This is a genomic window from Mesorhizobium sp. WSM3860 (genome assembly GCF_002294995.1).
GTDB lineage: Bacteria > Pseudomonadota > Alphaproteobacteria > Rhizobiales > Rhizobiaceae > Mesorhizobium.
Window position 1 is genome coordinate 18,713 of the sequence record NZ_NSGF01000027.1, and the last position, 26,252, is coordinate 44,964.

Below are 26,252 nucleotides of genomic sequence, written 5' to 3' on the forward strand. Positions count from 1 at the left end.
CAATTGGTCTTTTTTGTTACGCGTAGGGATCGGGAATGGCAAGCCTCGCAAGCGCCGCGCGCTCGATCGCTTCCATCTCCTCGGCCTCGGCGTCGGTCTCGTGATCATGGCCCAGAAGATGCAGCAGGCCATGGATGACGAGATGGGTGATATGGTTCGCCAGCGGCTTGTCTTCCAGTGCGGCCTCACGCGCAACCGTCTCGGAGGCAAGCACGATATCACCCAGCATCGGCGGCAGCTCGGCGCCTTTCGGGACGGAAAAAGCCGGGAAAGACAAGACGTTGGTCGGCTTGTCCTTGCCGCGCCATTCGGCGTTGAGGGCCCTGATATGGGCGTCGTCGGAAAAAACGACGCTGAGCTCCGAAGCGCCCCTCGCGCCGGTTTCGGCCAAGGCGGCAGCGACGGCATGATCGACCAGGCGCGCCAGCTCGGCCTCAGCGGGCCAGTCGCCGGCCTCGACGAAAATATCGATGTCGACCGGCGTCTTGCCGCTGGATCCCGGATTTTCAGCCATGGGGCTCGGATCAGCTTTCGGCGCCGAGGCCCCTGGCGAGCTTGCCGTCCCGGTCATAGGCCTTGACGATCTCGGCAACAAGCGGATGGCGCACGACATCGCCCTCGTTGAAGCGGACCGTGACGATGCCCGGCACCCCGTCGAGGATGCGCAGCGCCTCGACCAGGCCCGACTTGGTGTTGGGCGGCAGGTCGATCTGGGTCGGATCGCCGGTGACGATCATGCGCGAGTTCTCGCCGAGACGGGTCAGGAACATCTTCATCTGCATGGGCGTGGTGTTCTGCGCCTCGTCCAGGATCACCGCGGCATGCGCCAGCGTGCGGCCGCGCATGAAGGCTAAAGGCGCGATCTCGATGACCTCGGCGGCAATCGCCCGCTCGACCTTGTCGGCCGGCATCATGTCGTAGAGCGCATCGTAAAGCGGCCGCAGATAGGGATCGACCTTCTCCTTCATGTCGCCGGGCAGGAAGCCGAGCCGCTCGCCGGCCTCGACAGCAGGACGCGACAGCACAATGCGCTCGACCATGCCGCGCTCCAAGAGCATCGCCGCATGGGCCACCGCCAAGTAGGTTTTGCCGGTGCCGGCTGGGCCGATGCCGAAGACCATTTCGGAGCGCTCCAGCGCGCGCATATAGGCGTCCTGGTTGAGCGAGCGGGCATAGATCGTGCGCTTGCGCGTGCCGATCTGGGCGGCCGAGACCTTGCCCTTGCGTTCCATGGTCGGCAGCGTCAGCTGGTCGTCGGCGGCGATCGCCATGCGCACGGCGCCGTCGACGTCGGATTGGCCGATATCGACGCCCTTCTGCAAAATGCCGTAGAGCGTGTCGAGCGCGCGGCGCGCCTGCTCGGCGGCCGAAGCCGTGCCCTTGATCGCAAGCTGGTTGCCGCGCGAACGGATGTCGACGCCGAGCTTCTGCTCGAGACGGGCCAGATTCTCGTCGAACTGGCCGTATAGGGCGCTGGCAAGCTTGTTGTTGTCGAAGGTCAGTACGATGTGCGCCATGTCGGAGGCCCCGGATGCCTGGTTCTGGGGCGGATTCTTCAGTTCAGCAGCGCTCAACCGTCTCTCCTCATCTGCCGAGGCTTGTGGCTATGCATGTCGTTGTCCCAAAACCGCGAGCACTTTTTGGGCGACATGCATCAGGCCAACTCGGCGAACAGGCTGTTGGGACCTGTATTCGTGATTCGTACATCGATAATGTCACCGATTCCGCCGGCCTTGTCGTCAACAATAACCGGTTGCAGCCAGGGCGAGCGGCCGACGATCTGACCGGCACGGCGGCCGGGCTTCTCGATCAGCGTGCTGACGGTGCGGCCGACCAGGCTGGCGATGAATGCCTTCTGCTGCTCGTTGACTAGCGCCTGCAGGCGCTGCAGCCGCTCGTCCTTCACGGTTTCCAACACATGGCCGTCCATCTCGGCGCCCGGCGTGCCGGGACGCGGCGAATATTTGAACGTGAAGGCGGAAGCGTAATTCACCTCGCGCACCAGTTCGAGCGTTGCATCGAAATCCGCATCCGTCTCGCCGGGGAAGCCGACGATGAAGTCGCCGGACATGGCGATATCGGCGCGCGCGGCGCGGATGCGATCGATGAGGGCCAGATAGTCGCGTGCCGTATGCCTGCGGTTCATCGCCTTCAGTATCCGGTCGGAGCCAGACTGCACTGGTAAATGCAGATAGGGCATCAAGGCCGGCAGGTCACGGTGCGCTGCGATCAATTCGTCATCCATGTCGCGCGGATGGCTGGTGGTGTAGCGCAGCCGCGCCAGGCCGGGGATTTCCGCCAGACGGAAGAGCAGGCGGCCGAGGCCCCATTCCTCGCCGTTCTCGCCCTCGCCGTGCCAGGCGTTGACGTTCTGACCGAGCAGCGTCACCTCGCGCACGCCGGCCTCGGCGAGGCGCTCGGCCTCGGCGACGATCTGGGCCACCGGCCGCGAGACTTCGGAACCGCGCGTATAGGGCACGACGCAGAAGGTGCAGAACTTGTCGCAGCCTTCCTGCACGGTAAGGAAAGCGGTGACGCCGCGCTTTGCCAGCTCGGCTCGCTTCGGCTGCGGCAGATGCTCGAATTTGTCCTCGATGGCGTAGTCGGTCTCGACGATCTTCTCGCCGCCGCGCACCCTCGCCAGCACGTCGGGCAGCCGGTGATAGGTCTGCGGGCCGATGACGAGATCGACGGCCGGCGCCCGGCGTATGATTTCCGCCCCTTCGGCCTGCGCCACGCAGCCGGCGACACCGATCAGCAGCTCGCGGCCGGCCTCGGCGCGCTCGGCCTTCATGTCGCGGATCCGGCCAAGCTCCGAATAGACCTTTTCGGCCGCCTTCTCGCGGATGTGGCAGGTGTTGAGCAGCACCAGATCGGCGTCCTCGACGGCGTCGGTGGCGACATAGCCGTCGGCGGCCAGCGCATCGGTCATACGCTGGGAATCGTAGACATTCATCTGGCAGCCATAAGTCTTGACGAAGACTTTCTTCGCCGCCCCGGCCGGCACCGGCTTGCGCTCGGGCGCGGTGCCGATGTCGTGACTTTCGATCGTGTTCAGTTCCATCGGGCGGCTTCTAACGCCTTTCCGTGACAAAAAACAGCCGTTTCCGCCAGGCTACGCCCGCCGCGCGTCCGTTTTTCAAGCGATGCGCTGACGACTGGGGCGCGGATCGGCGAGCGCAGCCTGCATCATCTCGCGCACCCTAGCTTCCATCAATCTTGCCGTTTCCTTGCGGTTCGAGCCCTTGGAGAAGGGCACCGGATCACCGAAATGCACTTCGGCATCGAGCGAGCCTTCGGCAAGCAGACCCTTCAAATGCGGTATCAGGTCCTGATCGCCGATCCAGGCGGCGATCGGCCGGTGACGGCGGCCCATCGGCACGCCGTGCAGGCGCGTATAGGCGATCGCCACCGGCTGGATGAAGACCCGGTCCGCCGCCCCTTCCGAAATCGCCATCGAGGCAGCGCCGAACAAGGTGCTCTTGAACGGCAGCACCAGATTGCCGTCGCCGGTCGAACCCTCGGCGAACAGCACCATGGCATCGCCCTTGGCCATGCGTTTGGCGATCTCGCTCGCCTGGTCGCCGGAGGTGCGCTTGCGCTCGCGCTCGATGAAGACGGTGCGCTGCAGCTTGGACAGCATGCCGATCATCGGCCAGCCTTCCATGTCGGCCCTGGCGATGAACTTCACATCGACAAAGGAGCCGAGCACCATGATGTCGGTCCAGGAGATGTGGTTGGCCGCGATGAGCAAGGGCCTCTCCTTCGACAGCGCGCCTTTCACGTGCACGCGCATGCCGAGCGCCTTGAGGATCATGCTGTGCCAGATTCTGAGGACGACCGTCTCCGGCCAAAGCCTCGTCTTCATCGACAGGAGCTGCAGCGGCGCCAGCACCAGCGTGCCGGCGGCGACCAGGCCGAACGCCAGGAAAATCCGCAATTTCTTGATCATTCGCCTCCGGCCCTGTCCTTACAGCGCCGCGCGTCCTCTCGGGCGCGCAAAGGACGCTGTAAAACACCCCAATTTTGCGCATGATCCTTTCCGAAAATCGGACCGATTTCGGGGTCATGCGCCGTCTGGCTAGCGAAGATCGCGGCGCATGACAAGCGCGCCGGTCGGCCCGTGCTCGGTCGACCGGTAGTAGTTCGGACGCTGGCCGACCTGTCGGAAGCCGAGCCGGCGATAGAGCGCGATGGCCGGCGCATTGGTCTCGTCGACCTCGAGGAACAGCGCCTCGGCGCGCTGCGCATGCAGTTCGCGCAGCACCGCGTCCATCAATTGCCAGCCGAGCCCCTGGCGGCGATGGGCGCGAGCAACCGCGACCGTAAGGATCTCGCCCTCGCCTGCCGCGAGCCGCGCCAGCACGAAACCGACCGGCGGCTTCGCACCCTGCCCGGTTTCACGCGCGGCGTAGCCGAACACGGTGTCCTGTTCGAGCAATGCCGCGAACTCGCCATCGGTCCAGGGGCGAACGAAATCCTCGCGATGCAGCACCGCAACGGCGGCGCTGTCGGCAACCGTCAGCGGCTCCAGCGCATAATCCCTGCGGCGCGGCTGAAAGAAAGGTATGCGCATCAGGACTTTTTTCCCTTGGGTGCGTGATCCGCTCCAGAACGCGGCTTTCCGGCTTCATGGCCCTGCCTTGGCAGAATGAAACCAGCCTGCGGCTTGGCGTCGGCGCCGCGCAGATAGAGCGGCTTCGGCTTTTCGCCTGGCTCCTTGGCGGCGGCGAGCCGGGCATAGGTGGCTATGTCGGCTGTGGCTACGGCCGGCCCGGTGTCGAAACCATGTCCAGTCGCCGCAATCAGCGGCGCGGCGGTTCCGGTGACGACCGCTTTCGCATCGAGTGCCATTGCGGTCGCTTGGAAAAGCGTGGCCACAGCTGGTCCGTAAGCCATAACTAACGCTTCATCGAAAAGCGCCGCATGGAGTTCTTCGCGGCCGGCGTCGAGGGCCGCGAGCACGGCGCGACCGGGAAAGGCATTCGCGGCCTCCGCCGCCAAGGCTTCCAGCGTCGTCACGCCGATGGCCGGGATTTTCAGCGCCAGGGCCAGGCCGCGCGCGGTCGAGACGCCAACGCGCAGGCCGGTGAAAGAACCGGGGCCGATCGAGACGGCTACGGCATCCAAGCCTTGGTAGCCGATCCCGCTGACCTTTAGTGCCGCCTCGATGACAGCCATCAGATGCTCGGCATGCCCTTTGCCGAGGTCGAGCACCTGGCGGCCAAGCTCTATGCCAGCGTCAGCCTCGTAGACGCAAGCGGCGCAGAGATTGGCGGCGCAGTCGATGGCGAGCAGCTTCATAGGGCCGGTTAACCAACTGGATCGAAACACATTCCCTGTGCCCGGCATGGCCCGCCGCCGCAAGGGCCAAGCCCCATAAATGTTACGCGGCTAGGCTTTCGCAATGCCGGTGACTAGCCCGCAGCCGCGATACGCAGCACGTGGTTGTCCCAGACATAGTCAGGCTCAGCGCGCGTCGAGCCAGCACCGCCGACGATCTCGCCAGCGCCGGTCGTCGCCATGAAGCCGGCGCCGTCCGGCGCGAGACCGCAAACATCGACAAGCGACTTCGTTGCAATAACGCGTCCGCTGGCGGCATCGATGACGGCCAGCGAATTACCCTCCGGCGAGGTGACGGCGACGGTGCCGGTACCGGGATTGGCGGCAACCGAGCCGATGTAGTTGCGGAAGCCGGAGAGCACGTCTTGCGGCATCTCCAAAAGCTCGAGCTCCTTGCCGCGCGCGGCGCGGCCGACCAACGCCGGGCGGTCAGTCGCCGACCCCCGATACTGGCAGCCGAACCAGACGGTGCCGGCTTGGTCGCGGTCCATGTGGCGGATCGACAGCTGATGCAGCGCCGGCGGCAGCTCGTGCTTTTCGATCAGGTCGCCGGTGATGCGGTCGACCAGCGTGTAGGAAGGCTTCATCGTTGCGAGGTTGAGCTCGGCGCGGCCGAAATCCGGATGCGTTTCGATGCCGCCATTGGCAATGGCGAGCGTCCTGCCGTCACCGAGCAGCAGCAGTTCGTGCGGACCCATGCCATAGGTCGGGAACTCGCCGATGCGGCTGAACTTCGTCCGCGCGTCATAGACGCCGACGACGCCGACGGCATTGTCGAAATCGTTTTCGGTTGCATAGAGCAGCGCGCCGTCGGACGAGAACACGCCATGGCCGAAGAAGTGCCGGCCGGCGACGCTGGCTATAGTCAAAGGCTTCTCGCGACCGGTGTGGTCGAAGACGACCGCGAAGGTGCCGGGTTGGCGGGCGAAGACGACCGAGCGCTTCGCCACCGGATCGAAGGTGACGTCGTGGCCCCGGTCGGGCAGATCGAGCGTGTGCAGGATCTTGCCGGCCTCGGAGAGCACGGCGGCGCCGAAGCTGCCGTCGCGCCTGACGAAGGCCGTGGCGAAGACGGCGTCCGTGGCAAGCGTCTCCGCCCAGGCGCGCGGCGCCATCGCCGCTGCGAAGCCGGCGCCGGCGGCACGCAGAAAATCGCGGCGATCGATGAGCGGCGTCCTCACGAGCATCAGTCCCCATCCAGCGACGAAAAGCCGGCGGTCAGGCCGAACTCGGCGGTCATCCTGGTGCCGAACAGGGTCGAGAGGCTGGAGGTGATCAGCGCGAGATGCTCGAGCTTGTCGCGCGGCGCCGGATCGGCGAGCGCCTTGTCGATCGGGCCGGTCACAGACTTCGCCGTCGCCACGCCGTTGGTCAGCTGGATGTGGATGGACTCGGCCATCCACCGCGCATCGGCGGGCAGCGCATCGCCAAGCTTCGAGACCTGGAACAGCTTGTCGATGCCGGACAAATTTCCGGCCAGCGAATTCAGCGTGTTCTGCGAGCGCCAGTAGATCGCCTGCTTCGGCTTGTCAGCACCCGGCTTCGCGCCAAGAAAACCCTTGAGCCGCACTTCGCGGATCATTTCCAGCTCGTTGATGAAAACGCCGACCAGTTCCGTCACCGCTTCGGTGCCATCACGATAGAGCGGGTTCTTCGGCCCCGGATTGGCCCAGAGCGAGACAAAACCATCGGGCTTGCTCCACGCTTCGCGGACCTCGCCGGCGATCGCTTGGATGTTGCTGGCCACCGCCGCCCCGTAGGCGCAGCGATAGGGATCGTCCTTATTGGCAAGCGTTTCGGCGCCATCGCCGAACAACACATATTCGAGCGCGCCCAAACCCTGCATGGCGACGCTCTTGCCAGCAAGCTGCGCCGGATCGGCGGCAGAGGGATCCTTGGCAGCGAGGGTCGACTGCACCTGCCTCAATCCGATGCTCTTGCGGTCCGGCCAGTAAAGCATGCGCTCCAGCCGGTCGTTCTCCTTGACCGGCCCGAAGCCGATGATCTCGGCCACCGACCAGGCTTCGACTGTGGCCGAAAACTCGGTACGCGCCGCATCGAGATTTTGCTGGGAGGGCGCATTGCAGAGCTGGCGCATCGCCTGGGTCAGGGTCCCGGCATGGTCGTCGAGGCTGGCGTAGGCCGGGCGGACGAAGCCGTCGATCGCGCGTCCGACGACATCGGAGGCTTTGACCGCGGCCTGGGTCGGCAAGGCCGCGGCCAGCAAGAAAGGAAGGGCAAGCGCGGCGGCACGTCGGTTAAACATCAGAGCGACTCCAGGAATTTGATCAGCGCATCGCGGTCGGCGGCAGCTGCGCCGGCAAAGCGGTCGCGCGCCTTCTGGCCCTCGCCGCCATGCCACAGGATCGCCTCTTCGAGCGTCCGCGCGCGGCCGTCATGCAGATAGAAGCTGTTGCCGTTGACCGTGGCGGTCAGGCCAATGCCCCAAAGCGGCGGCGTGCGCCATTCGCTGCCGCTCGCTTCCCCCACGCGCTGCCCGTCGGCGAGACCTTCGCCCATGTCGTGCAGCAGGAAATCGGAATAGGGCCAGATCAGTTGGAAGGCTTGCGCCTTGTTGGGCGTGCCACGCATGGTGACGAATTTCGGCGTGTGGCAGGAAATGCAGCCCATCTCGTAGAATTGCTTCTTGCCGGAAAGAACCTCCGGCTTATCGAGGTCGCGCCGCGCCGGCACAGCGAGGTTCTGCGAATAGAAGGTGACGAGGTCCATGACGGGGGGCGGCGCTTCCGCGACGCCCAAGCGCTGCTGCACGCCATTCGGCAGGGCCAGGCAAGCCTTCTCAGCCTCGGTGCAGTCGCCCCAATGCTTCGGCACTTCCGGCGTCGAGATGCCGATATCGCCGGCAAAGGCATCGGCGGCCTGCTGCCGGATCGACGCGGCCTGCGCTTTCCAACCGAAGCGGCCCAAAGTTATCTCGCCGCTCAGCTCCTCGCGAACGATGTTCGGCCTGCCGGAGACGCCGTCTCTGTCGCGGTCATCCGGATCGGCTTGGGCGAGGATGTCGGCCGGGGCGATCTGCTCGATCAGGCCGAGCCCGATCATCGGCGGCGTCAGGCGCGGCGACAACGTCGTGCGCGGATCGAGCGGACCATAGCCCAGATTCTCGACCGAGTAGCGGGGCTTGCGCAGCGAAACGACGGCACCGTCGCCCAGCGTGACCTTCTCTTGCGAATAGTCGATGCGCATGCGGCCTTCACCCTTGAGGCGGGGAACCGCCAGATCCTGCAATTGCGAGCCATAGACAGGATCGGGGAAATTCAGCAGCTTGTGGTCGGCAAGTGCGGCTCTCTCCTCGGCATTGCTTGCATCGCGCGCCAACCGCAAGACCATCGACGTCGAGCCTGTGCCGCTTTCCGGCGGACGGCCGCGACCATCCTTCAGATGGCAGTTCTGGCAGGCGCGTTCGTTGAAGAGCGGACCGAGCCCGTCGGACGCCTGGGTCGACGACGGCGACGACACCCAGTTCTTACGGAAAAGCGCATTGCCGAGCTTGAAGGTCCCCTCCTCCTCAAAGGTGATGTTGGCGGCAGACTGCGAGAAGGCGTCCCGTTTGACCTCCTTCCTCGACGTGCCGGCGCCGCCCTGCATCAGCTCGAACGGTTCGGGCTTTGTAAAGTCGGTCGTAGGCTTGGTGACCGCCAGCACCCGCGCCTGATCCTCCAGCGTCAGATCTGTGCGGCTCGTCGGCAGACCTGCCGGCTCGCCCGCCATGGCGGGAGCAGAAAGCGTGATAGCCAGCAGGAGCGTGGCACCGCGAGAAATCCGGTATCGCGGGTTCCTCGGGAGCAGCAGGCCGGCTATCCCGGCCCGCCGCGAGCGGCGCGAAAAATCTATCGGGCGCCGCATTCCCGCATGTCCTTACTCCGCCTCGTTGGCCGAGTCGGCGTTGAGCTGGCCGTATTTCTCCTCGCCGATCGAGGCGAGCAGGTCGAGCTGACTCTCCAGGAAGTCGATATGGCCTTCCTCGTCTGTCAGCAGATCTTCGAACAATTTCATCGACACGTAGTCGCCCGCATCCTGGCAAATCTCGCGGGAGCGCTTGTAGGAGGTGCGCGCGTCATATTCGCCGGCGAGATCGGATTCGAGCACTTCCTTCACATTCTGGCCGATACGCAACGGCGCGACCGACTGCAGGTTCGGATGGCCTTCGAGGAAGATGATGCGGGCAACCAGCCGGTCGGCATGATGCATTTCCTCGATCGATTCCGCCCGTTCCTTCTTCGCCAGCTTGGTGTAGCCCCAGTCCTCGAGCAGACGATAGTGGACCCAGTACTGATTGACAGCTCCAAGCTCCAGAAACAGGGCCTCGTTAAGCCGCTCGATGACCTGCGGTTCGCCTTTCATGGGTTCTGCTCCCGTATTGGACGCGCAAGCCTCTCACGCGGTCCAGGTGTGAAACGATATCCGCGCCGCTCCCCTCGGAACGGGCGTGGTAGTTCTCGGTGACCCGAATGATCGTTTCCACCACATTTGGAAAGCAGCCGCAACAGCGGCCGCGCTTGCGCATGGCATGATAGACCTTGGCCGGCACGATAAGCTGCCAGGGATCTTCATCCAGCAGACCGATGATCGTCTGCTCGATCTCCTTCTCCGTGATGATGTTGCAATGGCAGATCAGCATTTACTTGCTCTGGTTAACGGCGCTGTGCCGGCGCCGTTGGGCAGTTAATCGCTCGACGATCTTACTTGAACACCTTGTCCGGAGCATCGAGGCTGTCGGAGCCCTCGAAGGCGATGGCATTGAGCTTGAGCGAGCCGACCGCGCGTTCGATCGACTTGGTCTGGTCGATGAGCGCGTCGATCGCCGCCTGCACCGTGGCGTTGCCTTCCGCATTGCCCTCGGCGATCTGCTGGTCATAGGCCTCGCCGGCCAGCGCCCGCGCCTTGATCGCTTCCATCTTAGCGACCGAAGTATCGAGCTTGTCCGACAGTTCCTTGTCGATCGCCGGATCAGTCGCCTTCACCATGTCCGACACCGACGGGCCGGAAACCACGGTGCCGTCGAGACGCGTATAGTTGGCGCGATAGGCGGCGCGGATGCCGATCGCATCATAGAGATGCGAGTTGTAGGTGTTATCGGAGAAGCAGTCCTGCTCCTCTTCCGGATCGTGCAGCAAAAGGCCGAGCTTCATGCGCTCGCCGGCCAGTTCGCCATAGGAGAGCGAGCCCATGCCGGTGAAGATGGTGGAGATGCCGGCATTGGGCTCGCCATCGACGAGGGTCTTGCGTGCGGCGCCGTCTTCCTTCCAGTTGTTGACCATCTCCTGCAGGTCGGAGACCAGAAGGTCGCTCGCCGACTTCAGATATTCGGCGCGGCGGTCGCAATTGCCGCCAGTGCAGTTCTTGAGATCGTAGTCGGTGTACGGGCGCTCGCCGGCGCCTGGCCCGGTGCCGTGCAGGTCCTGGCCCCAGAGCAAGAATTCGATGGCGTGATAGCCGGTCGCGACATTGGCCTCGACGCCGCCGGCCCCCTGCAGCGTGCCGGACAGGAATTCGGGCGTCAGCTTCGAGGCGTCGACCTTCTTGCCGTTGATCTCGATCTCCTTGTTGGCGATGACGTTCGCCGTATAGAGAGCGTTCTCATCCGATTCGGTGCCGTAGCTCTTGGCGACATAGTCGATCAGGCCTTCGTCCAGAGGCCAGGAATTCACCTTGCCTTCCCAGTCGTCGACGATCTTGTTGCCGAAGCGGTAGACCTCGGTCTGCTGGTAAGGGACGCGCGCCGCCTTCCAGGCGTCGCGGGCAGCGTTGAGCGTCTCTGCCGAGGGCTTGGCGAGAAGCGCGTCGACGGCCTTGTCGAGCGCCTGCGCGGTGGTCAGCGAATCCTCATACTTTGCCAGCGCGATATCGGCATAGGTCTTGATCACCGCCTTCGCGTCGGTTTCGGCTTTCGCCGGCAGCACGAACACGGCCGCCGTCAGCGCCGCGGTGGCGCCGATCGCGGCAAGCCTGCTGCCCCAACGTGGCGCAAGAGTTCGCGGCGTGATTATCGCTTTCATCAATCCCATCTCCTTAGAAATTCAATGGCATAGGCATGCGGCCGGCGCACGGCGCCAGCGCAAGCACGAATGACCGGAAAGGCAAAGTTGCCACGCAATGGCGCGGCCAATCAGCAAAAGACACCGAAATGCCTCCAATCGAAAGGGTTCAAGGCCCAGACATCAAAGGAATGCGCCAGGAGCGCAGCCCTCCATAAAGGGGCGGAGCGGCTGGAAGTCAACTGGTGGGTCAGAGAAAATTCAATTGAAACAACAGTTTAGAATTATTCTAAACTGCAATTATCAACTTTAAGCCGGGTAATGCCGCGAAACGTCCGGATTGACAGGCGGCCATCCTGGGTGCGACCCGGACCAAGGGCCTTGCGGCGGCGGCAGACAATCGCCACTTGGCGGAAGATCCTAGATTTGAAGGCAAAAAGGGCTGCGATGAAGAACGGGGTGGTGATTGTCGGTGCGGGTCATGCCGGCGTGCAGGCGGCCGCTAGCCTGCGCGAGGAAGGCTATGACGGACCGGTCATCCTGATCGGCGACGAGAACGAGCTGCCCTATCACAAGCCGCCGCTGTCCAAGACCTTTATCAAGGATGCCGAAGCCAAGCCGCAGCCCTTGCGCGGCGAAGCTTTCTATTCCGGCAATGCCATCGACTACCGGCCGGGCGTTTGGATCGACAGGATCGATGTTGGCGGGCGCAGGCTCGACGTTTCCGGCGGCGGCACAATACCCTTCGACCGGCTGGTGCTCGCCACCGGCTCGCGGCCACGTTTGCTGAAGCTGGAGGGCGCGGAACTGGCCGGCGTGGTATCGCTGCGCTCGCTGGCCGACGCCCGTCTGATCCGCGAATTGAGCGCGCAGAGCGAGGACATCGTCATCCTCGGCGGCGGCTTCATCGGCCTCGAGATCGCGGCGACGCTGAGGGCCGCCGGCCGCAAGGTCACCGTCGTCGAGGCGCTCGACAGACTTCTCGGCCGAGCCGTTGCGCCGGCGATCGCAGCGCATGTGCGCCAGCGCCTGGAAGCGATGGGCGTGCGCGTGCTCACCGGCACCACTGTTTCCCGCCTCGAAGGCGAAGCCGGCCGCGTCTCGGCCGCTATCACGTCAGGCGGCGAACGCCTGCCGGCGCAAATGGTGATCATCGGCATCGGCGTGGTGCCCAATGTCGAATTGGCGCAAGCCGCCGGCATGGCAATCGCCAACGGCATCCGTGTCGACCAGCATATGCAGAGCTCGAGCCCGGAACTCCTCGCAGTCGGCGATGCCGCGTCCTACCGGCACTGGTTCACCGGCGGCGACGTGCGGCTGGAATCGGTGCAGAACGCCACCGACCAGGCGCGGCTCGCCGCGCGCACCATTATTGGCCACACAGATGCCTATTCGGCGGTGCCTTGGTTCTGGTCGGATATCGGCGACATGAAGCTGCAGATGGTGGGCCTCACCCAAGGCGGCGACAATCATGTCGTGCTGGGCGAGCCCGCCGAGAACAAGTTCTCGATCTACCACTATGCCGGCAACCGACTACTCGGCATCGAATCCGTCAACCGCCCGGCCGACCACATGCTCGGCCGCAAGATGCTCGGCGCCCGCTTCTCGCCCGCGCCGCAGACGGTCGCGGCCGGGCCGGACGCGCTGAAGGCGGCGCTTGCAGCCTTCAGCGGCAGCGAGCCGGTCAGGGCGACCGGCTAAATCAGGCCGCGCTGGCCTCGCGAATCGAGCTCTCCAGAATGTCCAGCGCTTCGGTCATGACGCCGTCCTGAATGGTGATCGGCGACAGGAAGCGGATGACGTTGCCATAGACGCCGCAGGTCAGCAGGATGAGGCCCTTGTCGAGCGCCTTCAGCCGCACTGCATTGGCTAATTCCGCCGAGGGAAGGCCCTTCTTCACATCGTTGAACTCGACGGCGTTCATGAAGCCCGGGCCGCGGATGTCGACGATCTCCGGCACGTCCTCGCGGATCGACGCCAGCCGCTGCTTCAGCCTGGCGCCGAGCGCGTTGGCGCGCTCGCACAGCTTTTCTTCCTCGATGACGTCGAGCACGGCATGCGCCGCGGCGACGCCGATCGGGCTGCCGCCATAGGTGCCGCCAAGCCCGCCCGGTCCAGGCGCGTCCATGATCTCGGCGCGGCCGGTGACGGCCGACAGCGGAAACCCGCCGGCGAGGCTCTTGGCCATGGTGGTGAGGTCGGGCGCGACATCGTGATGCTCCATCGCGAACATCTTGCCGGTGCGGGCAAAGCCGGTCTGCACCTCGTCGGCGATGAGCAATATGCCGTGCTGGTCGCAGATCTTGCGCAGCGCCGTCATGAAATCGCGCGGCGCCTCGTAGAAGCCGCCCTCGCCCTGCACCGGTTCGACGATGATGGCGGCGACCCTGGCCGGATCGACATCGGCCTTGAACAGCTTGTCGAGCGCGGCAAGCGAATCCGCGACAGAGACGCCGTGCAGCGCGACCGGGAACGGCGCATGGAAGACATCGGCCGGCATGGCGCCGAAGCCGACCTTGTAAGGCACGACCTTGCCGGTCAGCGCCATGCCCATGAAGGTGCGGCCGTGGAAGCCGCCGGAAAAGGCGATGACCGCCTGGCGACCGGTGGCGTTGCGCGCGATCTTGATGGCGTTCTCGACCGCCTCGGCGCCGGTGGTGACGAAGACGGTCTTCTTGTCGAACTTGCCGGGCAGCATGCCGTTCAGCCGCTCGGCGAGGCGCACATAGCTCTCGTAAGGAACGACCTGATGGCAAGTGTGGGTGAAGCGGTCCAGTTGCGCCTTGACCGCCTCGATCACCTTCGGATGGCGGTGGCCGGTGTTGACCACGGCGATGCCGGAGGAGAAGTCGATGTAGCGGCGGCCCTCGACGTCCCAGATTTCCGAATTCTCGGCGCGATCGGCATAGATCTGTGTGGTCATGCCGACGCCGCGCGAGATCGACTGGTTCTTGCGTTCGGAAATGGCTGAATTCTTCATCTCACACCTCATCGGGCAGGCGCCCGCTCTGTTTTGATGCCGTCAAAACCTCTTCTGACCTTATTTCAGGTTTTCCTCAAGTCGGCACATTGGCCCAGTCGATTGGGCCTGCCGCAACGGCCAGCACGTCGACCAAGGGGCGGTGCTTGCCCGAATCGACCCGCAGGAACAGGAAGCGGACCTGCGCTCGGCTCAGGCCGACCTCGACGCCGCGCAGGCGCAGCTCACCCAGGCCGCGGCCACGTCGTTGCTGCGGTGACTTAAAAGCCAGGTCGCACTCCGTCGCGCCCCCCTCTGTCCTGCCGGACAGAGGGGTCGCGAAGGAACGCGACTTGCGAGAGAAAACTACGCCCTCACAAACCCCTCGCTCGCCCGAAGCAGGTTGCGCGTATAATCCTCGCTGACGCGGTGGCCAATCAGCTGGCTCGCGGTCAGCGTCTCCACCGCTTCGCCGTTCTGCATCACCATCAGCCGCTCGCACATATGGGTGATGATGGCGAGGTCGTGACTGACCATCAGGAAGGTGAGCTTGCGCCGCCGCCGCACCTCTTCGAGCAGGTTCAGCACCTCGGCCTGGACAGAGGCATCGAGCGCCGAGGTCGGCTCGTCGAGCAAAAGGATCGAAGGTTCGAGGATCAGCGCGCGGGCGATCGCCACGCGCTGGCGCTGGCCGCCGGAGAGCTGGTGCGCGTAGCGGAAGCGGAAACCCTTGCCGAGGCCGACTTCGTCCAGCGCGCGCTCGATGCGCTTCTCGCCGTCCTGGATCCCGTGAATGGCGAGCGGTTCCTGCAGCAGCCGGTCGACGGTCTGGCGCGGATGCAGCGAACCGTAGGGATCTTGGAAGACCATCTGCACGCCGCGGAAAAAGGCCTTATCGCGGGTCTTGCCTAATGTCCTGCCGTTGACAGCGATGGTGCCGGCAGCGACAGGCGCAAGGCCGGTGATTGCCTTGAGCAGGGTCGACTTGCCTGAGCCGCTTTCGCCAACCAGCCCGTAGGACTCGCCTTCCCTGACTTCGAGGTTAACGCCCTTCAGGGCGCGGAAGCGGTCGAAAACCACCTCCAGCCCTTCGATGGCAATCGCCGCCGTCATGCCGCCCACTCAGGCTTGCGCTCGAGCACCGGCAGCGGGTGACGCTCGAAGCCGATCCTCGGCATGCAGTTGAGCAGGCCGCGCGTATAGGGATGCTTGGCCTCGCGCAGTTCGGACGCTTTGAGCTGCTCGACCACCTTGCCGGCATACATGACGACGACACGGTCGCAGAAGGACGAGACCAGGCGCAGATCATGCGAGATGAAGATCAGCCCCATACCGCGCTGGGCCACCAGCCGGTCGAGGATGTTCAGCACATCGAGCTGCACGGTGACGTCGAGCGCGGAGGTCGGCTCGTCGGCGATCATCAGCTCAGGGCCGGCGATCAGCATCATGGCGATCATCGCGCGCTGGCCCATGCCGCCCGAGACCTCATGCGGGTGAAGGTCGAAGACACGGGCGGGATCGCGGATCTGCACCGCCCGCAGCATCTCCAGCGCGCGCTCGCGCGCTTCGGCCTTTCCGACCTTCTCATGCGTGCGCAGCGTCTCGACGATCTGGCGGCCGATGGTCATCACCGGATCGAGCGAATATTTCGGGTCCTGCAGGATCATGGCGATGCGGTTTCCCCGCAGCGCACGGCGCCGGCTGGATGACACTGAGAGCAGATCGATGCCGTCGAAGCACAGCTTTTTCGCCGACACCTCGGCCTGCGGCGGGGTCAGGCCCATGATGGCACGGCCGGTCTGCGACTTGCCGGAGCCGCTCTCGCCGACGATGCCCAGCCGCTCGCGGCCGAGCGAGAAGGAAACGCCGCGCACCGCCTGCACGATCCCGGTGCGCGTCGGGAAAGTGACGCGCAGATCGTCGACTTCGAGCAGCGTGCCTTTCGTTTGCTTATCGGAATTGCCACTCATCGGTCACCGCTCATTGGTCGCCACTCCGGGGATCGAGCGCGTCGCGCAGGCCGTCGCCGAGCAGGTTGAAGCCGAGGCTGACGATGAGGATGGCAGCACCTGGTGCGGTGGCCACCCACCACTGGTCGAGAATGAAGCGGCGGCCGGACGCAATCATCGCGCCCCATTCCGGCAGCGGCGGCTGCGCGCCGAGGCCGAGGAAGCCGAGGCCGGCGGCGGTGAGGATGATGCCCGCCATGTCGAGCGTCACCCGGATGATCAGCGAGGAGATGCAGAGCGGCATGATGTGGCGCAGCACAATGCGGAAGGGCGAGGCGCCCATCAGCTGCACCGCCTTGATGTAGTCGGAGTTGCGCACCGTCAGCGTCTCGGCGCGCGCGATGCGCGCGTAAGGCGGCCAGGAGGTGATGGCGATCGCCAGCACCGCGTTCTCGATGCCGGGGCCGAGCGCCGCAACGAAAGCCAGCGCCAGCACCAGCTTCGGGAACGCCAGGAAGATGTCGGTGATGCGCATCAAAATGGCATCGGTCCAGCCGCCGGCATAGCCTGCGACGGTGCCGACCAGCAGGCCGATAGGCGCGGCGATGATGGCAACGAGAATAACGACATAGAGCGTCCAGCGCGAGCCGTAGAGGATGCGGGAGTAGATATCGCGGCCTAGGTCGTCAGTGCCGAACCAATGCGCGGCGCCGGGCGCCAGCAGACGGGCATTCTTCAGGTCACCCACGGTCGGCGAATAGGGTGCCAGCACGCCGGCAAGGGCGGCTACCACCACCAGCGCGAGGATGATGAGCAAACCGATCAAGGCCAGCCGATTGGCCGAGAAGCGCCGCCAGGCAACATAGGCGCGGCCGAGCCTTGCCTGCATGCGCGAGGCCGGCCGTTCCGACAGCAGCCATTCGCGACGGGAGACGGAGCCGGCGTCAGAGGCGGTCATGAGGATGCCTCTTGAAGCTGTCGACCCCCATTCCGGTCTGTCTCGCAGACCACCTCTCCGCCGTTCGACGGGGGAGAGGAAAGACGCCAAGCGTGCGACCCGCTGTTCCTCTCCCCCGGGCAGGGGGAGAGGTGGCCCGAAGGGCCGGAGTGGGGGTGATTGGCCGCAGCCGAGGCCAAAAGTGCGATACCTCTGCTCATCCGGGTTTCGTCCGTGGATCGAGGAGCCGATAGAGCAGGTCCGACAGCAGGTTGATGGCGATGAAGACCGAGCCGATGATGATGGTGCCGCCGAGCACCGCGTTCATGTCGGCGTTCTGCAATGAATTCGTGATGTAGAGACCGATGCCCGGCCAGGAGAAGACGGTCTCGGTCAGCACCGAGCCTTCGAGCAGGCTGGCATAGGAAAGCGCGATCACCGTCACCATCGGCACAGCGGCGTTGCGCAGCGCATGGCCCCAGATGATGCGCGTCTCCGACAGGCCCTTGGCGCGCGCAGCGACGATATACTCCTGCGCCATCTCGTTCAGCATGAAGGAGCGCGTCATACGGCTGATATAGGCGAGCGCGAAATAGCCGAGCAAGGAGGCCGGCAGGATGATGTGGCGGTAGGCGTCGTAAAAGACATCCCACTGCCCCTGCATCGCCGCGTCGAGCAGGTAGAAGCCGGTGATCGGCGTGAAAGTGTATTCGTAGACGACGTCGAGTCGCGCCGGAAAGGCGACCCATTGCAGCTTGGCGTAGAACAGGACGAGGCCGAGCAGCCCCAGCCAGAAGATCGGCACGGAATAGCCGATCAGGCCGATGATGCGCACGATCTGGTCGATGAGACTGCCGCGCCTGACAGCAGCGAGCACGCCGAGCGGCACGCCGATGACGGCGCCGATGATCGTGCCGAGCGTCGCAAGCTCGATGGTCGCCGGGAAGACCCGGCGGATGTCGGACATCACCGGATTGGTGGTCAGCACCGAAGTGCCGAAGTCGCCGCTGAGCGCGTTTTTGACATAGATGTAGAACTGCTCGATCAGCGGCAGGTCGAGCCCCATCTCGCGACGCGTGCGCTCGACGACGGCCGTCGGGGCCCGATCGCCGAGCACGGCCAGCACCGGATCGATAGGGATGACGCGGCCGATGAAGAAGGTCACCGCGAGAAGACCGAGATAGGTCGTCACCGCGATGACCAGGAAGCGGCCGATCGACGACAAGATAGCGACGGCACGGGCGCCGCCGCGCCCCGCCGCCGCCTGGTTCTCAGCTACGCTCACGCGGCGCGTCCGAAAGCGCTATTCCTTCGAGACCGGCCAGACGAAGTTGGTGTCGAAGCTCGGGCCGAGCTTGAAATCCTTGAGGTTCTTGCGCAGCCCCGCCACCTCCAACTGCTGATGGATGATGACGAAGGGGCTGGTGTCGAGGATCTTCTTCTGCAGGCCCTTGTACATGTCGGCGCGCTTGGCCGAATCCTTCTCGAGCAGCGCCGCCTCGGTCTCCTTGGTCAGGTCCGGAATATCCCAGGCATTACGCCACGCCAGCGTCTTGATCTTGGCGCTGTCGGAATTGTCCGGGTTCGAGGCGAAGGTCTGCGCGTTGGAGTTCGGGTCGAAATAGTCCTGGCCCCAATTGCCGATATAGATGTCGTGATTGCGGGCGCGATATTTTGTCAGCGTCTGCTTGCCGTCCCCCGGGATGATCTCCAGCTTGATGCCGGCCTGGCCGAGCGTCTGCTGGATCGATTCGGCCATGCCTGTCTCCGGCTGTTTGCTGCGCACGTCCATGGTCACCTTGAAGCCATCAGCCAAGCCGGCCTTGGCCAGCAGTTCCTTGGCCTTGGCGACGTCAAGCTTGAACGGATTGTCGTCGATCGCGCCCAGGTCGCCCTTGGGCAGGAAGGACTGGTGTATCTCGCCGATGCCCTTCAGGATGGTCGAGGCCATAGCGTCGTAGTCGATCAGATATTTGAACGCCTGGCGCACCTCAGGCTTGGCGAGGTTCGGGTTCTTCTGGTTGAGGCTGATGTAGTAGACCGTGCCCTTCGGCGCGCTGGTGGTGGCGAGATCGGCGTTCTTGGCAATGGCATCGAGGTCGTTCGGCTCGAGGTTGCGGGCGACGTCGATGTCGCCGGCCTCCAGCGCCAGGCGCTGCGCCGAGCTCTCCTTCATGAAGCGGTAGATGACGCGGGCGAGCTTGGCCTTCTCGCCATTGTAATTGTCGTTGCGCTCCAGCACGACGGCTTCGTTGGCGCGCCACTCACGCAGCTTGTAGGGGCCGGAGCCGGCATAGCCGGTCTTCAGCCAGGCGTTGCCGAAGTCGTTGTCCCATTTGTAGTCGGCGCTCGGCGTGACGGCGGCGACATGTTCCTTGACCAGCTTGCTGTCGACGACGGAAGCAACCGTGGCCGACAGGCAGTTCAGCACGAAGCTCGGCGCATAGGCCTTGTCGACGATGAACTGGAAGGTGGTATCGTCGACCGCCTTGGCCTTTTCGGTGACGTTGTCGCCGCTGATGCCGAACTGATTGATGATGAAGGCCGGGCTCTTGTCCAGCTTGATGGCGCGCTCGAAGGAATAGGCGACGTCGGCCGCGGTGATCGGATTGCCGGAGGCGAACTTCATGCCGGGCTTGAGCTTGAAGGTGTAGGTCAGGCCGTCGTCGGAAATGCTCCAGCTCTCGGCGAGGTCGCCCTTGACCTCGGAGGTGTCGCTGAGGTCGAGACGGACCAGCAGATCATAGGTGTTGCCGGTGACCTCGGCGGTCGACAGCTCGAACGCCTCGCCCGGGTCCATCGAGATGATGTCGTCGAAGGCGAAGCCTTCGACCAGCGTGTCGGCAGGCGTGACCGCAAAGGCCGGCACCGCCAGCAGCGCCGACATCGCCACACCCGCGAGCAAGCCACGAGAGCGAAGAGCAAACCTTTCGAGCATCATGGTAGTCGTTCCCTGTTTTGTTGATTGTGACCTGAGTTCCCGGCTCAGGGCTGCAGAATTCCTTGGACCGGTCGACGGCCCGCCGACCTCTTACCGTCGTGGTTTTTGTCCAGTTGGTCAACACCCTATTCGGCGGCGTTCGAACCCGCAACGCGCATTTTGTGAGACAGCTTATTGGGCCAGAATGGGCCGCCGCGAGTCGACCCATGGCCGGCCAATCGAAGCCGCCGATCGGAAAAAATCTGCTAAACTTTTGCCGCTTGGAGGTCGCCCGTCATTTCAGCTGCGCAACCAGGTTCGCGTCAGGAAAACAGGTGGCGGCCTTGCCGTTCTTCGCCTGCCAGACGCCGATCGAGCGGCGTGTCTTGAAGCCGGGCAGGCCGTCGGCACTGCCGACATCGTAGCCCTTCGCCTCCAGCGCCTGCTGGAGGGCAGCGATATCGGACCGGTGGAGATCGCCCACCGGGCCCCAGGTGCCGGCAAAGGTGGCGTCGACTTTGGCGATGCGATCGGCGGCGTGGCCGATGAACAGCGCATAGAGGTCGCTGGTGTTGTATTGCTTCAGCACATAGAAATTCGGCGTGACGATGAAAGCCGGGCCGCTGCGTCCGGCCGGCATCAGCAGGAAACCCTCGGCCTTGAGTTCGCTGGCCGGAAACGCCTTTCCGTCGGCGCGCCTGATGCCCATTGCCACCCATTCGGAAATCTTCTTGCCCTGGTCGGGGCCCTCGAGCGCGCAGGAGACATTTGTCGGCGCAATCACCTCGGTCCCCCAGCCGCGGCCCCTCACCCAGCCATAATGGACAAGATAGTTGGCGATCGAGGCGAGCACGTCCGGCGTCGAGTTCCAGATGTCGGGCCGGCCGTCGCCGTCGAAATCGACGGCATGCTTCAGGAAGGACGTCGGCATGAATTGCGGCTGGCCGAGCGCGCCGGCCCAGGACGACTTCATCGCATTGACCGGGGCGAGCCCGCGCTCGACGATCTCCAGTGCGGCCAGCACCTCGGTGCGGAAAAAGTCTTTCTTGGTCGACATGAAGGCCTTGGTGCCCAGCACCTCGAAGGCGTCGTAAGGCATCTTGGCGGCGCCGAAGCCGGTCTCGCGGCCCCAGATCGCCAGCACGATCTCGCCAGGCACGCCGTAGCGCTTCTCGATGAGCCCGAGCACGCGGGCGTTGGCGCTCTCGCGCGACCGTCCTCCACCGGTGACGGCTCGAATGATCTTCTCGGCGAAATAATTTGCGGGCGGACCGAACTCGGCCTGGTGCTGTTTTTGCGGCGTGGTCGGCTTCTCGCCAGGCATGACGAGGTCCGGCAATTTCAGGTTCGGCTTCACGCCGATGAAGGCGGCGTCGAAGGTCTTTTTGGAAATGCCTTCGGCCTTGGCCTCGGGCCAGAGGTCGTTTTGCAGCCAGGCCTGGAATTGGTTGTCGATGGGCGCGGCGCGAGCGGGAATAGCGAGGAGGACGACAAGCGCCGCAAGGAAGGAGAGCACAGCCAATCTGAGAGGCTTGCACTCTGTCCCACCTCCCTCTGTCCTCCCGGACAGTCCGGCAGGACCGAGGGGGGTGGGACGGAGTGCGGCCTTTCCGGGAAAAACGCCTGTCACCAATCCCCTCCCCTCAAAATGCCGTCCTCGAGCGCAGCGCCGCGGCAAGCGTGCCTTCGTCGAGATAGTCGAGCTCGCCGCCGACCGGAACGCCATGCGCGAGCCGCGTCACCTTGACCTCGAATCCCGAGAGCTGATCCGTTAGATAATGCGCCGTGGTCTGGCCCTCGACGGTGGCGTTTACGGCGAGGATCACCTCCTTCACCTCGCCGCCGGCGACACGGTCGACCAGTGAGCGGATATTGAGCTGGTCCGGGCCGATGCCGTCGAGCGGCGACAGCGTGCCGCCAAGCACGTGATAGCGCACGTTCATGGCGGCGGCGCGTTCCAGCGCCCAGAGGTCGGAGACGTCCTCGACGACGATAAGCGTGCTGGCATCACGGCGCGGATCGGTGCAGATCATGCAAGGGTCGGAGGTGTCGACATTGCCGCAGGTCGAGCAGATGCGCACCTTGTCGAGAGCCTCGCCCATGGCGGCGGCCAAAGGCTCGAGCAGTTGCTCCTTCTTCTTGATGAGATGGAGAGCCGCGCGCCTTGCCGAACGCGGCCCGAGCCCCGGCACCTTGGCCAGGAGCTGGATCAGGCGTTCTATCTCTGGACCGGCGATTCTTTTCGACATCGCTCTGATCTAGAGCAATTCCGGGAAAAGTGCGAAACGGTTTTCAGAGCGCTTTGGGACATCCGCAACAGCAAATGATCCGCCATGCTGTCACGGCGGATCATTTGATGGCGGGTTGGCTCAGTAGGCTTCGAGCGGCCGGGACTGGCTGACGATCAGCGCGCCGATGGCGTCGGTGTTCTCAGGCGTAGACTGGAACCCCATCGCCGCTTCCTGCGGAGCGCTCGGAACGGAGGTGATGTAGCGGCCTTTCAAAGTGCCGCCGAAGCGGGAGGCATCGGGCTCCTCCATCGGCTCCTGCATCGCCACCATGATCGGCTTCGCCGTCACGCGGCCGGCCTTCTGCGCCGGCGCGGCGGAGGCCGTCACATAGGTCTGCTGGGCAGAAACGGTTGTGGTCTTGGCCGGAAGCGCCGGCGCGGCAGCCGCGGTCATGGTGGCCTGCTTGGCCGGATCAGCATGCACGATCGTCTTGACCACCGGCTCGGCGGAAGCGACGAGGACCGGAGCGGTGGGGTCGGTCTTCTGCGACTTGCCGGAGGCCATGGCGACCATGGGCTCATCCGGCAGCGGCTGCCAGTTGCGGCCGCGCTTCTCATAGAAGGCATTGCCGCCGGCCACCATCGTGTAGTGCATGTTCTTGTAGGGGAAACGCAGGCCGGCGGTGTGGAAGAACATCGTGTTCTTGAGCTTGGCCTTGCGCTCGCCTTTCAGCACCGCCTCGGCGGCTTCCTCGACATCGGGCAATGCCCGCGAATTCATCGGGCGGGTCAGCACGCCTGGGGCGAACTGGCCCCTCTCGCCGACGACCTCGCAGATGGTGCTGCCATGCTGGCCCGAGCGCAGCCGGTTCATCACGACCGTGCCGACGGCGATCATGCCGTCACGGCTCGACCGGTTGGACTCGAAGAACATCGCCCTTTGCAGGCATTCCTTGTCCTTCATCGAATATTTGTAGGAACGCGAGCTGAGGAAGCTCGGGGTGACGGCGTCGGTCAGGCTCGCCACCGACATGCCATGTGAAGCGGTCTGGCTGCAGCCGGCCAGGAACAAGGGGGAAGTGGCGATGCCGATAAGCAGCAGCGGCGTCTTCCATCGCGTCGCGATCAACAAAAAAGCCTCATTTCCAGATGCCAGCCCGCCCCGAGATGTGGCAAGAATGAGACTCTTTCAGGCAAAAAGATGGCTAGATGGTTAGCAACCTCTGGACTTGGGTAAAACTTTATGAATGTCGCGAAATGAGCCCGTGAGCATGCCGGCAAAATGGTTAATATTGGGGCCCGGGCTCAATTTTCGTTCACAATCAATTAACTGGCGCCAATGCCTCAGAACGGCAATTTCATTCCAGGCGGTATAGGCAGGCCCGCAGTCAATGCCTTGGTCTTTTCCTGCATGACCTGCTCGACCTTATTTTTGGCATCATTGTGAGCGGCCAACAGCAAGTCTTCGAGGATCTCCGCCTCGTCGTCCTTCAGCAACGACGGATCGATCTTCAGCGCCTTCATTTCGAACTTGCCGGTCAGGGTCACGCTGACCAGGCCGCCACCCGCCTGTCCGGTGGCTTCCAGGGTGGCGATCTCGTCCTGCATGGCCTGGAACTTGGCCTGCATTTCCTTCGCCTTGCCCATCAGGCCGAGAAGATCCTTCATCGCAAAACTTCCTCTTGTTGAAATCTACGTCAGCGCGAGCATGGTCTTGACCGAAACCGGTCCCTACTTTTCTCTGACGCGGTCGTCATGCTCTAAATCTCTTCGTCGTCGGCAGCCGGCTCGACGGGCAGGTCGGCGTCCGTGCCTTCCACATCCGGCACCTCTGGAATACGCACGTCGATAATCTTGGCGCCGGGAAAGCGGGCGAGGATGGCGGCGACCGTTGGATCGCTCCTGGCATCCGAGAAGGCGTTCTCGCGCTTCGTCGTCTCCATCTCGGCCAGCGTCTGGCTACCCTCTTCCTTCGACAGCGAGACCAGCCAGTTGCGGCCGGTCCAGGCACGCAGCTTGGAGGTCAGGTCGTTGAGCAGCATCTTCGGCGCATCGTCGGTCAGGCTGACGTCGATGCGGCCAGGCTCGATGCGAACCAGCCGCACGCAGCGCTTGACCAACACCTTGAAGGCGATGTCGCGGTTGGCGTCGGCAAGGGCCGCGATGTCGGCCAGCGACTTCACCGGAACGGCGGGGGTTTCGATGACCGGTTCGGGCGCCGGAACGAAGGCGGTGGGCGCGGGCTGCACCTCGACCAGCCGCATGGTCTGTGCGCCTCCGGTAGAGGCCGGCATCCGCGCCGGCGCCACCGCACTTGTGCCGCCGCCATTGCCTGGACTTGCCGGCGCTCCATTGGCGCGCGGAGCGCCAGTCGGCACAGGGGCCGCGCCTTCCAGCGATTTCAGCGCTTCGTCCAGCGTCGGCAGGTCGGCGGCATGCGCCAGCCGGATCAGCACCATCTCGCCGGCGCTGACCGGACGGTTGGAGGACTGCACCTCGGGAATACCTTTCAAGAGCATCTGCCAGGTTCGCGACAGCACGCGCACCGACAGCGTGCTGGCAAATTCGGCGCCGCGCCGCCGCTCGTCCTCGGAGAGCGAGGCATCATCGGCCGCGGCCGGGACGAACCGCAGACGCGTAACGAGGTGGTTGAATTCAGCCAGGTCGGTGAGCACCGCGGCCGGATCGGCGCCGGTATCGTATTGCGCGCGGAATTCGGCCAATGCCGCCGCCACATCGCCCTTCATGACATGCTCGAACAGGTCGATGATGCGGGCGCGATCGGCCAAGCCCAGCATGGCGCGCACGGCGTCGGCGCTGACGGTACCGCTGCCATGGGCGATCGCCTGATCGAGAATGGAGAGTGAATCGCGCGCCGAGCCCTCGGCGGCCCGCGCAATCATCGCCAAAGCCTCATCATCGACGGAAATGCCTTCCTTGGCGGCGATCGAGGAAAGATGCGCGACGAGCGCGCCGGCATCGATACGCCTCAGGTCGAAGCGCTGACAGCGCGACAGAACCGTGATCGGCACCTTGCGGATTTCGGTGGTGGCGAAGATGAATTTGACATGCGGCGGAGGCTCTTCCAGCGTCTTCAACAAGCCGTTGAAGGCCTGGGTGGAGAGCATGTGCACTTCGTCGATGATGTAGACCTTGTAGCGGGCCGAGACCGGCGCGTAGCGCACGCGGTCGATGATGTCCCTGATGTCGTCGATGCCCGTGTGGGAAGCAGCGTCCATCTCGATGACGTCGACATGGCGGCCCTCCATGATCGCCTGGCAATGCTCGCCCGGGATCGAAAGGTCGACCGAAGGCTGGTCAACGGCCGCGGTTCTGTAGTTGAGCGCCCGTGCCAGGATGCGCGCGGTCGTCGTCTTGCCGACGCCGCGCACGCCGGTCAGCATCCAGGCCTGGGCGATGCGGCCGGTGGCGAAGGCATTGGTGAGCGTGCGCACCATCGGCTCCTGGCCGATCAGCTCGGAGAAATTGGAGGGGCGGTATTTGCGCGCCAGCACGCGATAGGCGCCGGCCTTTCCTGTCTCCAGGCTTTCTGGCCCCGAATTTCCGGCTTCGCTCATTCGCCGTCAAAGCTCCAAGGACCGCGACGGAAGGCGGCCGATTCCTGCGCATAGTCTCGCCCGCACGGCTCGGCGCCGTCAATGTCGCGGGAGAAAGGCGAAGAGGCGGGAGGCTGGAACAATGACCCGTTCCGGGCTCGTTAGGGCTGCTTCCTTCCGGACCTGACCCGGTTGGCGAGTGGATCGTCCACCACCAACCTCCCAAGCTCCATATCGGCAATTCGGCGGCGAAATGCAAGGGTCGTGGTGGATCACGGCCCAGGGCATGCGACGGAGAAGGCCTTCAAATCCGCAGGAGCGGTCAATGATTCGCTTGCAGCCACCTTGCCGTCGCTCT

General features: G+C 64.3%; 24 protein-coding genes, 1 other RNA gene and 1 pseudogene. 2 read left to right on the plus strand and 24 right to left on the minus strand.

Annotation, left to right across the window (positions count from 1 at the left end; translation table 11 throughout):
- Positions 1–16: 16 nt before the first annotated feature.
- The 12 genes from ybeY to CK220_RS28130 all read right to left on the minus strand — a co-directional run bounded on the left by ybeY (position 17) and on the right by CK220_RS28130 (position 11,363).
- Positions 17–514 carry an rRNA maturation RNase YbeY gene (gene ybeY, locus CK220_RS28075; RefSeq protein WP_095814638.1) on the minus strand — a complete coding sequence of 166 codons (498 nt, stop codon included), beginning with the start codon at positions 512–514 and terminating at the stop codon, positions 17–19.
- Between the two features lie 10 nt (positions 515–524).
- Entirely contained in the window at positions 525–1,517 is a 993-nt protein-coding gene (locus CK220_RS28080; RefSeq protein ID WP_245429426.1) for a PhoH family protein, read from the minus strand.
- A gap of 137 nt (positions 1,518–1,654) precedes the next feature.
- Positions 1,655–3,064 carry a tRNA (N6-isopentenyl adenosine(37)-C2)-methylthiotransferase MiaB gene (gene miaB / locus CK220_RS28085; protein WP_095814640.1) on the minus strand — a complete coding sequence of 470 codons (1,410 nt, stop codon included), beginning with the start codon at positions 3,062–3,064 and terminating at the stop codon, positions 1,655–1,657.
- 75 nt (positions 3,065–3,139) lie between these two features.
- The gene (locus CK220_RS28090; protein WP_095814641.1) at positions 3,140–3,952 is read right to left on the minus strand and encodes a 1-acyl-sn-glycerol-3-phosphate acyltransferase; all 813 of its coding nucleotides are present in this window, start codon (positions 3,950–3,952) and stop codon (positions 3,140–3,142) included.
- A 129-nt stretch (positions 3,953–4,081) separates the two neighbouring features.
- Entirely contained in the window at positions 4,082–4,576 is a 495-nt protein-coding gene (gene rimI / locus CK220_RS28095) for a ribosomal protein S18-alanine N-acetyltransferase (protein ID WP_095814642.1), read from the minus strand.
- Positions 4,576–5,304 carry a tRNA (adenosine(37)-N6)-threonylcarbamoyltransferase complex dimerization subunit type 1 TsaB gene (gene tsaB / locus CK220_RS28100; RefSeq protein ID WP_095814643.1) on the minus strand — a complete coding sequence of 243 codons (729 nt, stop codon included), beginning with the start codon at positions 5,302–5,304 and terminating at the stop codon, positions 4,576–4,578. Before tsaB ends, rimI begins: the two co-directional genes overlap by 1 nt.
- A gap of 113 nt (positions 5,305–5,417) precedes the next feature.
- Positions 5,418–6,524, minus strand: a complete 1,107-nt coding sequence (locus CK220_RS28105; protein WP_095814675.1) for a DUF1513 domain-containing protein — start codon at positions 6,522–6,524, stop codon at positions 5,418–5,420.
- Between the two features lie 5 nt (positions 6,525–6,529).
- The gene (locus tag CK220_RS28110; RefSeq protein ID WP_095814644.1) at positions 6,530–7,609 is read right to left on the minus strand and encodes an imelysin family protein; all 1,080 of its coding nucleotides are present in this window, start codon (positions 7,607–7,609) and stop codon (positions 6,530–6,532) included.
- A complete protein-coding gene (locus CK220_RS28115; protein WP_095814645.1) occupies positions 7,609–9,210 on the minus strand; it encodes a di-heme oxidoredictase family protein in 1,602 nt (533 codons plus the stop codon). Before CK220_RS28115 ends, CK220_RS28110 begins: the two co-directional genes overlap by 1 nt.
- A gap of 12 nt (positions 9,211–9,222) precedes the next feature.
- Positions 9,223–9,708: a bacterioferritin gene (gene bfr / locus CK220_RS28120; protein WP_067324504.1), complete on the minus strand. Its 486-nt coding sequence runs from the start codon at positions 9,706–9,708 to the stop codon at positions 9,223–9,225.
- Positions 9,674–9,985, minus strand: a complete 312-nt coding sequence (locus tag CK220_RS28125; RefSeq protein ID WP_095814646.1) for a (2Fe-2S)-binding protein — start codon at positions 9,983–9,985, stop codon at positions 9,674–9,676. The genes bfr and CK220_RS28125 overlap by 35 nt, the downstream gene beginning before the upstream one ends.
- A 61-nt stretch (positions 9,986–10,046) precedes the next feature.
- Positions 10,047–11,363, minus strand: a complete 1,317-nt coding sequence (locus CK220_RS28130) for an imelysin family protein (protein WP_095814647.1) — start codon at positions 11,361–11,363, stop codon at positions 10,047–10,049.
- Between the two features lie 426 nt (positions 11,364–11,789).
- On the opposite strand from CK220_RS28130, the gene CK220_RS28135 reads away from it, so the two are divergent.
- Positions 11,790–13,043 (plus strand): FAD-dependent oxidoreductase, encoded by a 1,254-nt coding sequence (locus CK220_RS28135; RefSeq protein ID WP_095814648.1) that lies wholly within the window; start codon positions 11,790–11,792, stop codon positions 13,041–13,043.
- A 1-nt stretch (position 13,044) separates the two neighbouring features.
- Here CK220_RS28135 and CK220_RS28140 read toward each other — a convergent pair whose 3' ends face one another.
- Positions 13,045–14,322: a 4-aminobutyrate--2-oxoglutarate transaminase gene (locus CK220_RS28140; protein ID WP_095814649.1), complete on the minus strand. Its 1,278-nt coding sequence runs from the start codon at positions 14,320–14,322 to the stop codon at positions 13,045–13,047.
- 88 nt (positions 14,323–14,410) lie between these two features.
- Here CK220_RS28140 and CK220_RS28145 point away from each other — a divergent pair.
- Positions 14,411–14,563, plus strand: a pseudogene (locus CK220_RS28145) (biotin/lipoyl-binding protein); the annotation flags it as partial.
- Between the two features lie 104 nt (positions 14,564–14,667).
- Here CK220_RS28145 and CK220_RS28150 read toward each other — a convergent pair.
- The 11 genes from CK220_RS28150 to ffs form a co-directional block, all read right to left on the minus strand.
- Positions 14,668–15,414: an ABC transporter ATP-binding protein gene (locus tag CK220_RS28150; RefSeq protein ID WP_095814676.1), complete on the minus strand. Its 747-nt coding sequence runs from the start codon at positions 15,412–15,414 to the stop codon at positions 14,668–14,670.
- Positions 15,411–16,271: an ABC transporter ATP-binding protein gene (locus CK220_RS28155; protein WP_095814650.1), complete on the minus strand. Its 861-nt coding sequence runs from the start codon at positions 16,269–16,271 to the stop codon at positions 15,411–15,413. Before CK220_RS28155 ends, CK220_RS28150 begins: the two co-directional genes overlap by 4 nt.
- Before the next feature lie 10 nt (positions 16,272–16,281).
- Positions 16,282–17,208: a nickel transporter permease gene (gene nikC / locus CK220_RS28160; protein ID WP_095814651.1), complete on the minus strand. Its 927-nt coding sequence runs from the start codon at positions 17,206–17,208 to the stop codon at positions 16,282–16,284.
- Between the two features lie 196 nt (positions 17,209–17,404).
- Complete coding sequence (locus CK220_RS28165; protein WP_095814652.1) at positions 17,405–18,472, minus strand: ABC transporter permease; 1,068 nt, start codon at positions 18,470–18,472, stop codon at positions 17,405–17,407.
- A gap of 18 nt (positions 18,473–18,490) precedes the next feature.
- Positions 18,491–20,128 carry an ABC transporter substrate-binding protein gene (locus CK220_RS28170; RefSeq protein ID WP_095814653.1) on the minus strand — a complete coding sequence of 546 codons (1,638 nt, stop codon included), beginning with the start codon at positions 20,126–20,128 and terminating at the stop codon, positions 18,491–18,493.
- A gap of 274 nt (positions 20,129–20,402) precedes the next feature.
- Positions 20,403–21,629, minus strand: coding sequence for a lytic murein transglycosylase (locus tag CK220_RS28175; RefSeq protein WP_348629682.1), 1,227 nt, complete (start codon positions 21,627–21,629; stop codon positions 20,403–20,405).
- Between the two features lie 121 nt (positions 21,630–21,750).
- Positions 21,751–22,356 (minus strand): recombination mediator RecR, encoded by a 606-nt coding sequence (gene recR, locus CK220_RS28180; RefSeq protein ID WP_095814655.1) that lies wholly within the window; start codon positions 22,354–22,356, stop codon positions 21,751–21,753.
- A 120-nt stretch (positions 22,357–22,476) separates the two neighbouring features.
- Positions 22,477–23,466 carry a cell wall hydrolase gene (locus CK220_RS28185; protein ID WP_095814677.1) on the minus strand — a complete coding sequence of 330 codons (990 nt, stop codon included), beginning with the start codon at positions 23,464–23,466 and terminating at the stop codon, positions 22,477–22,479.
- A gap of 215 nt (positions 23,467–23,681) precedes the next feature.
- Positions 23,682–24,005 carry a YbaB/EbfC family nucleoid-associated protein gene (locus tag CK220_RS28190; RefSeq protein WP_095814656.1) on the minus strand — a complete coding sequence of 108 codons (324 nt, stop codon included), beginning with the start codon at positions 24,003–24,005 and terminating at the stop codon, positions 23,682–23,684.
- Positions 24,006–24,097: 92 nt separating this feature from the next.
- On the minus strand, positions 24,098–25,915 hold the full coding sequence (locus tag CK220_RS28195) for a DNA polymerase III subunit gamma/tau (protein ID WP_095814657.1): 1,818 nt from the start codon (positions 25,913–25,915) through the stop codon (positions 24,098–24,100).
- Positions 25,916–26,020: 105 nt separating this feature from the next.
- Positions 26,021–26,117: signal recognition particle sRNA small type (ffs, locus tag CK220_RS28200), an RNA gene on the minus strand.
- Between the last annotated feature and the right edge of the window lie 135 nt (positions 26,118–26,252).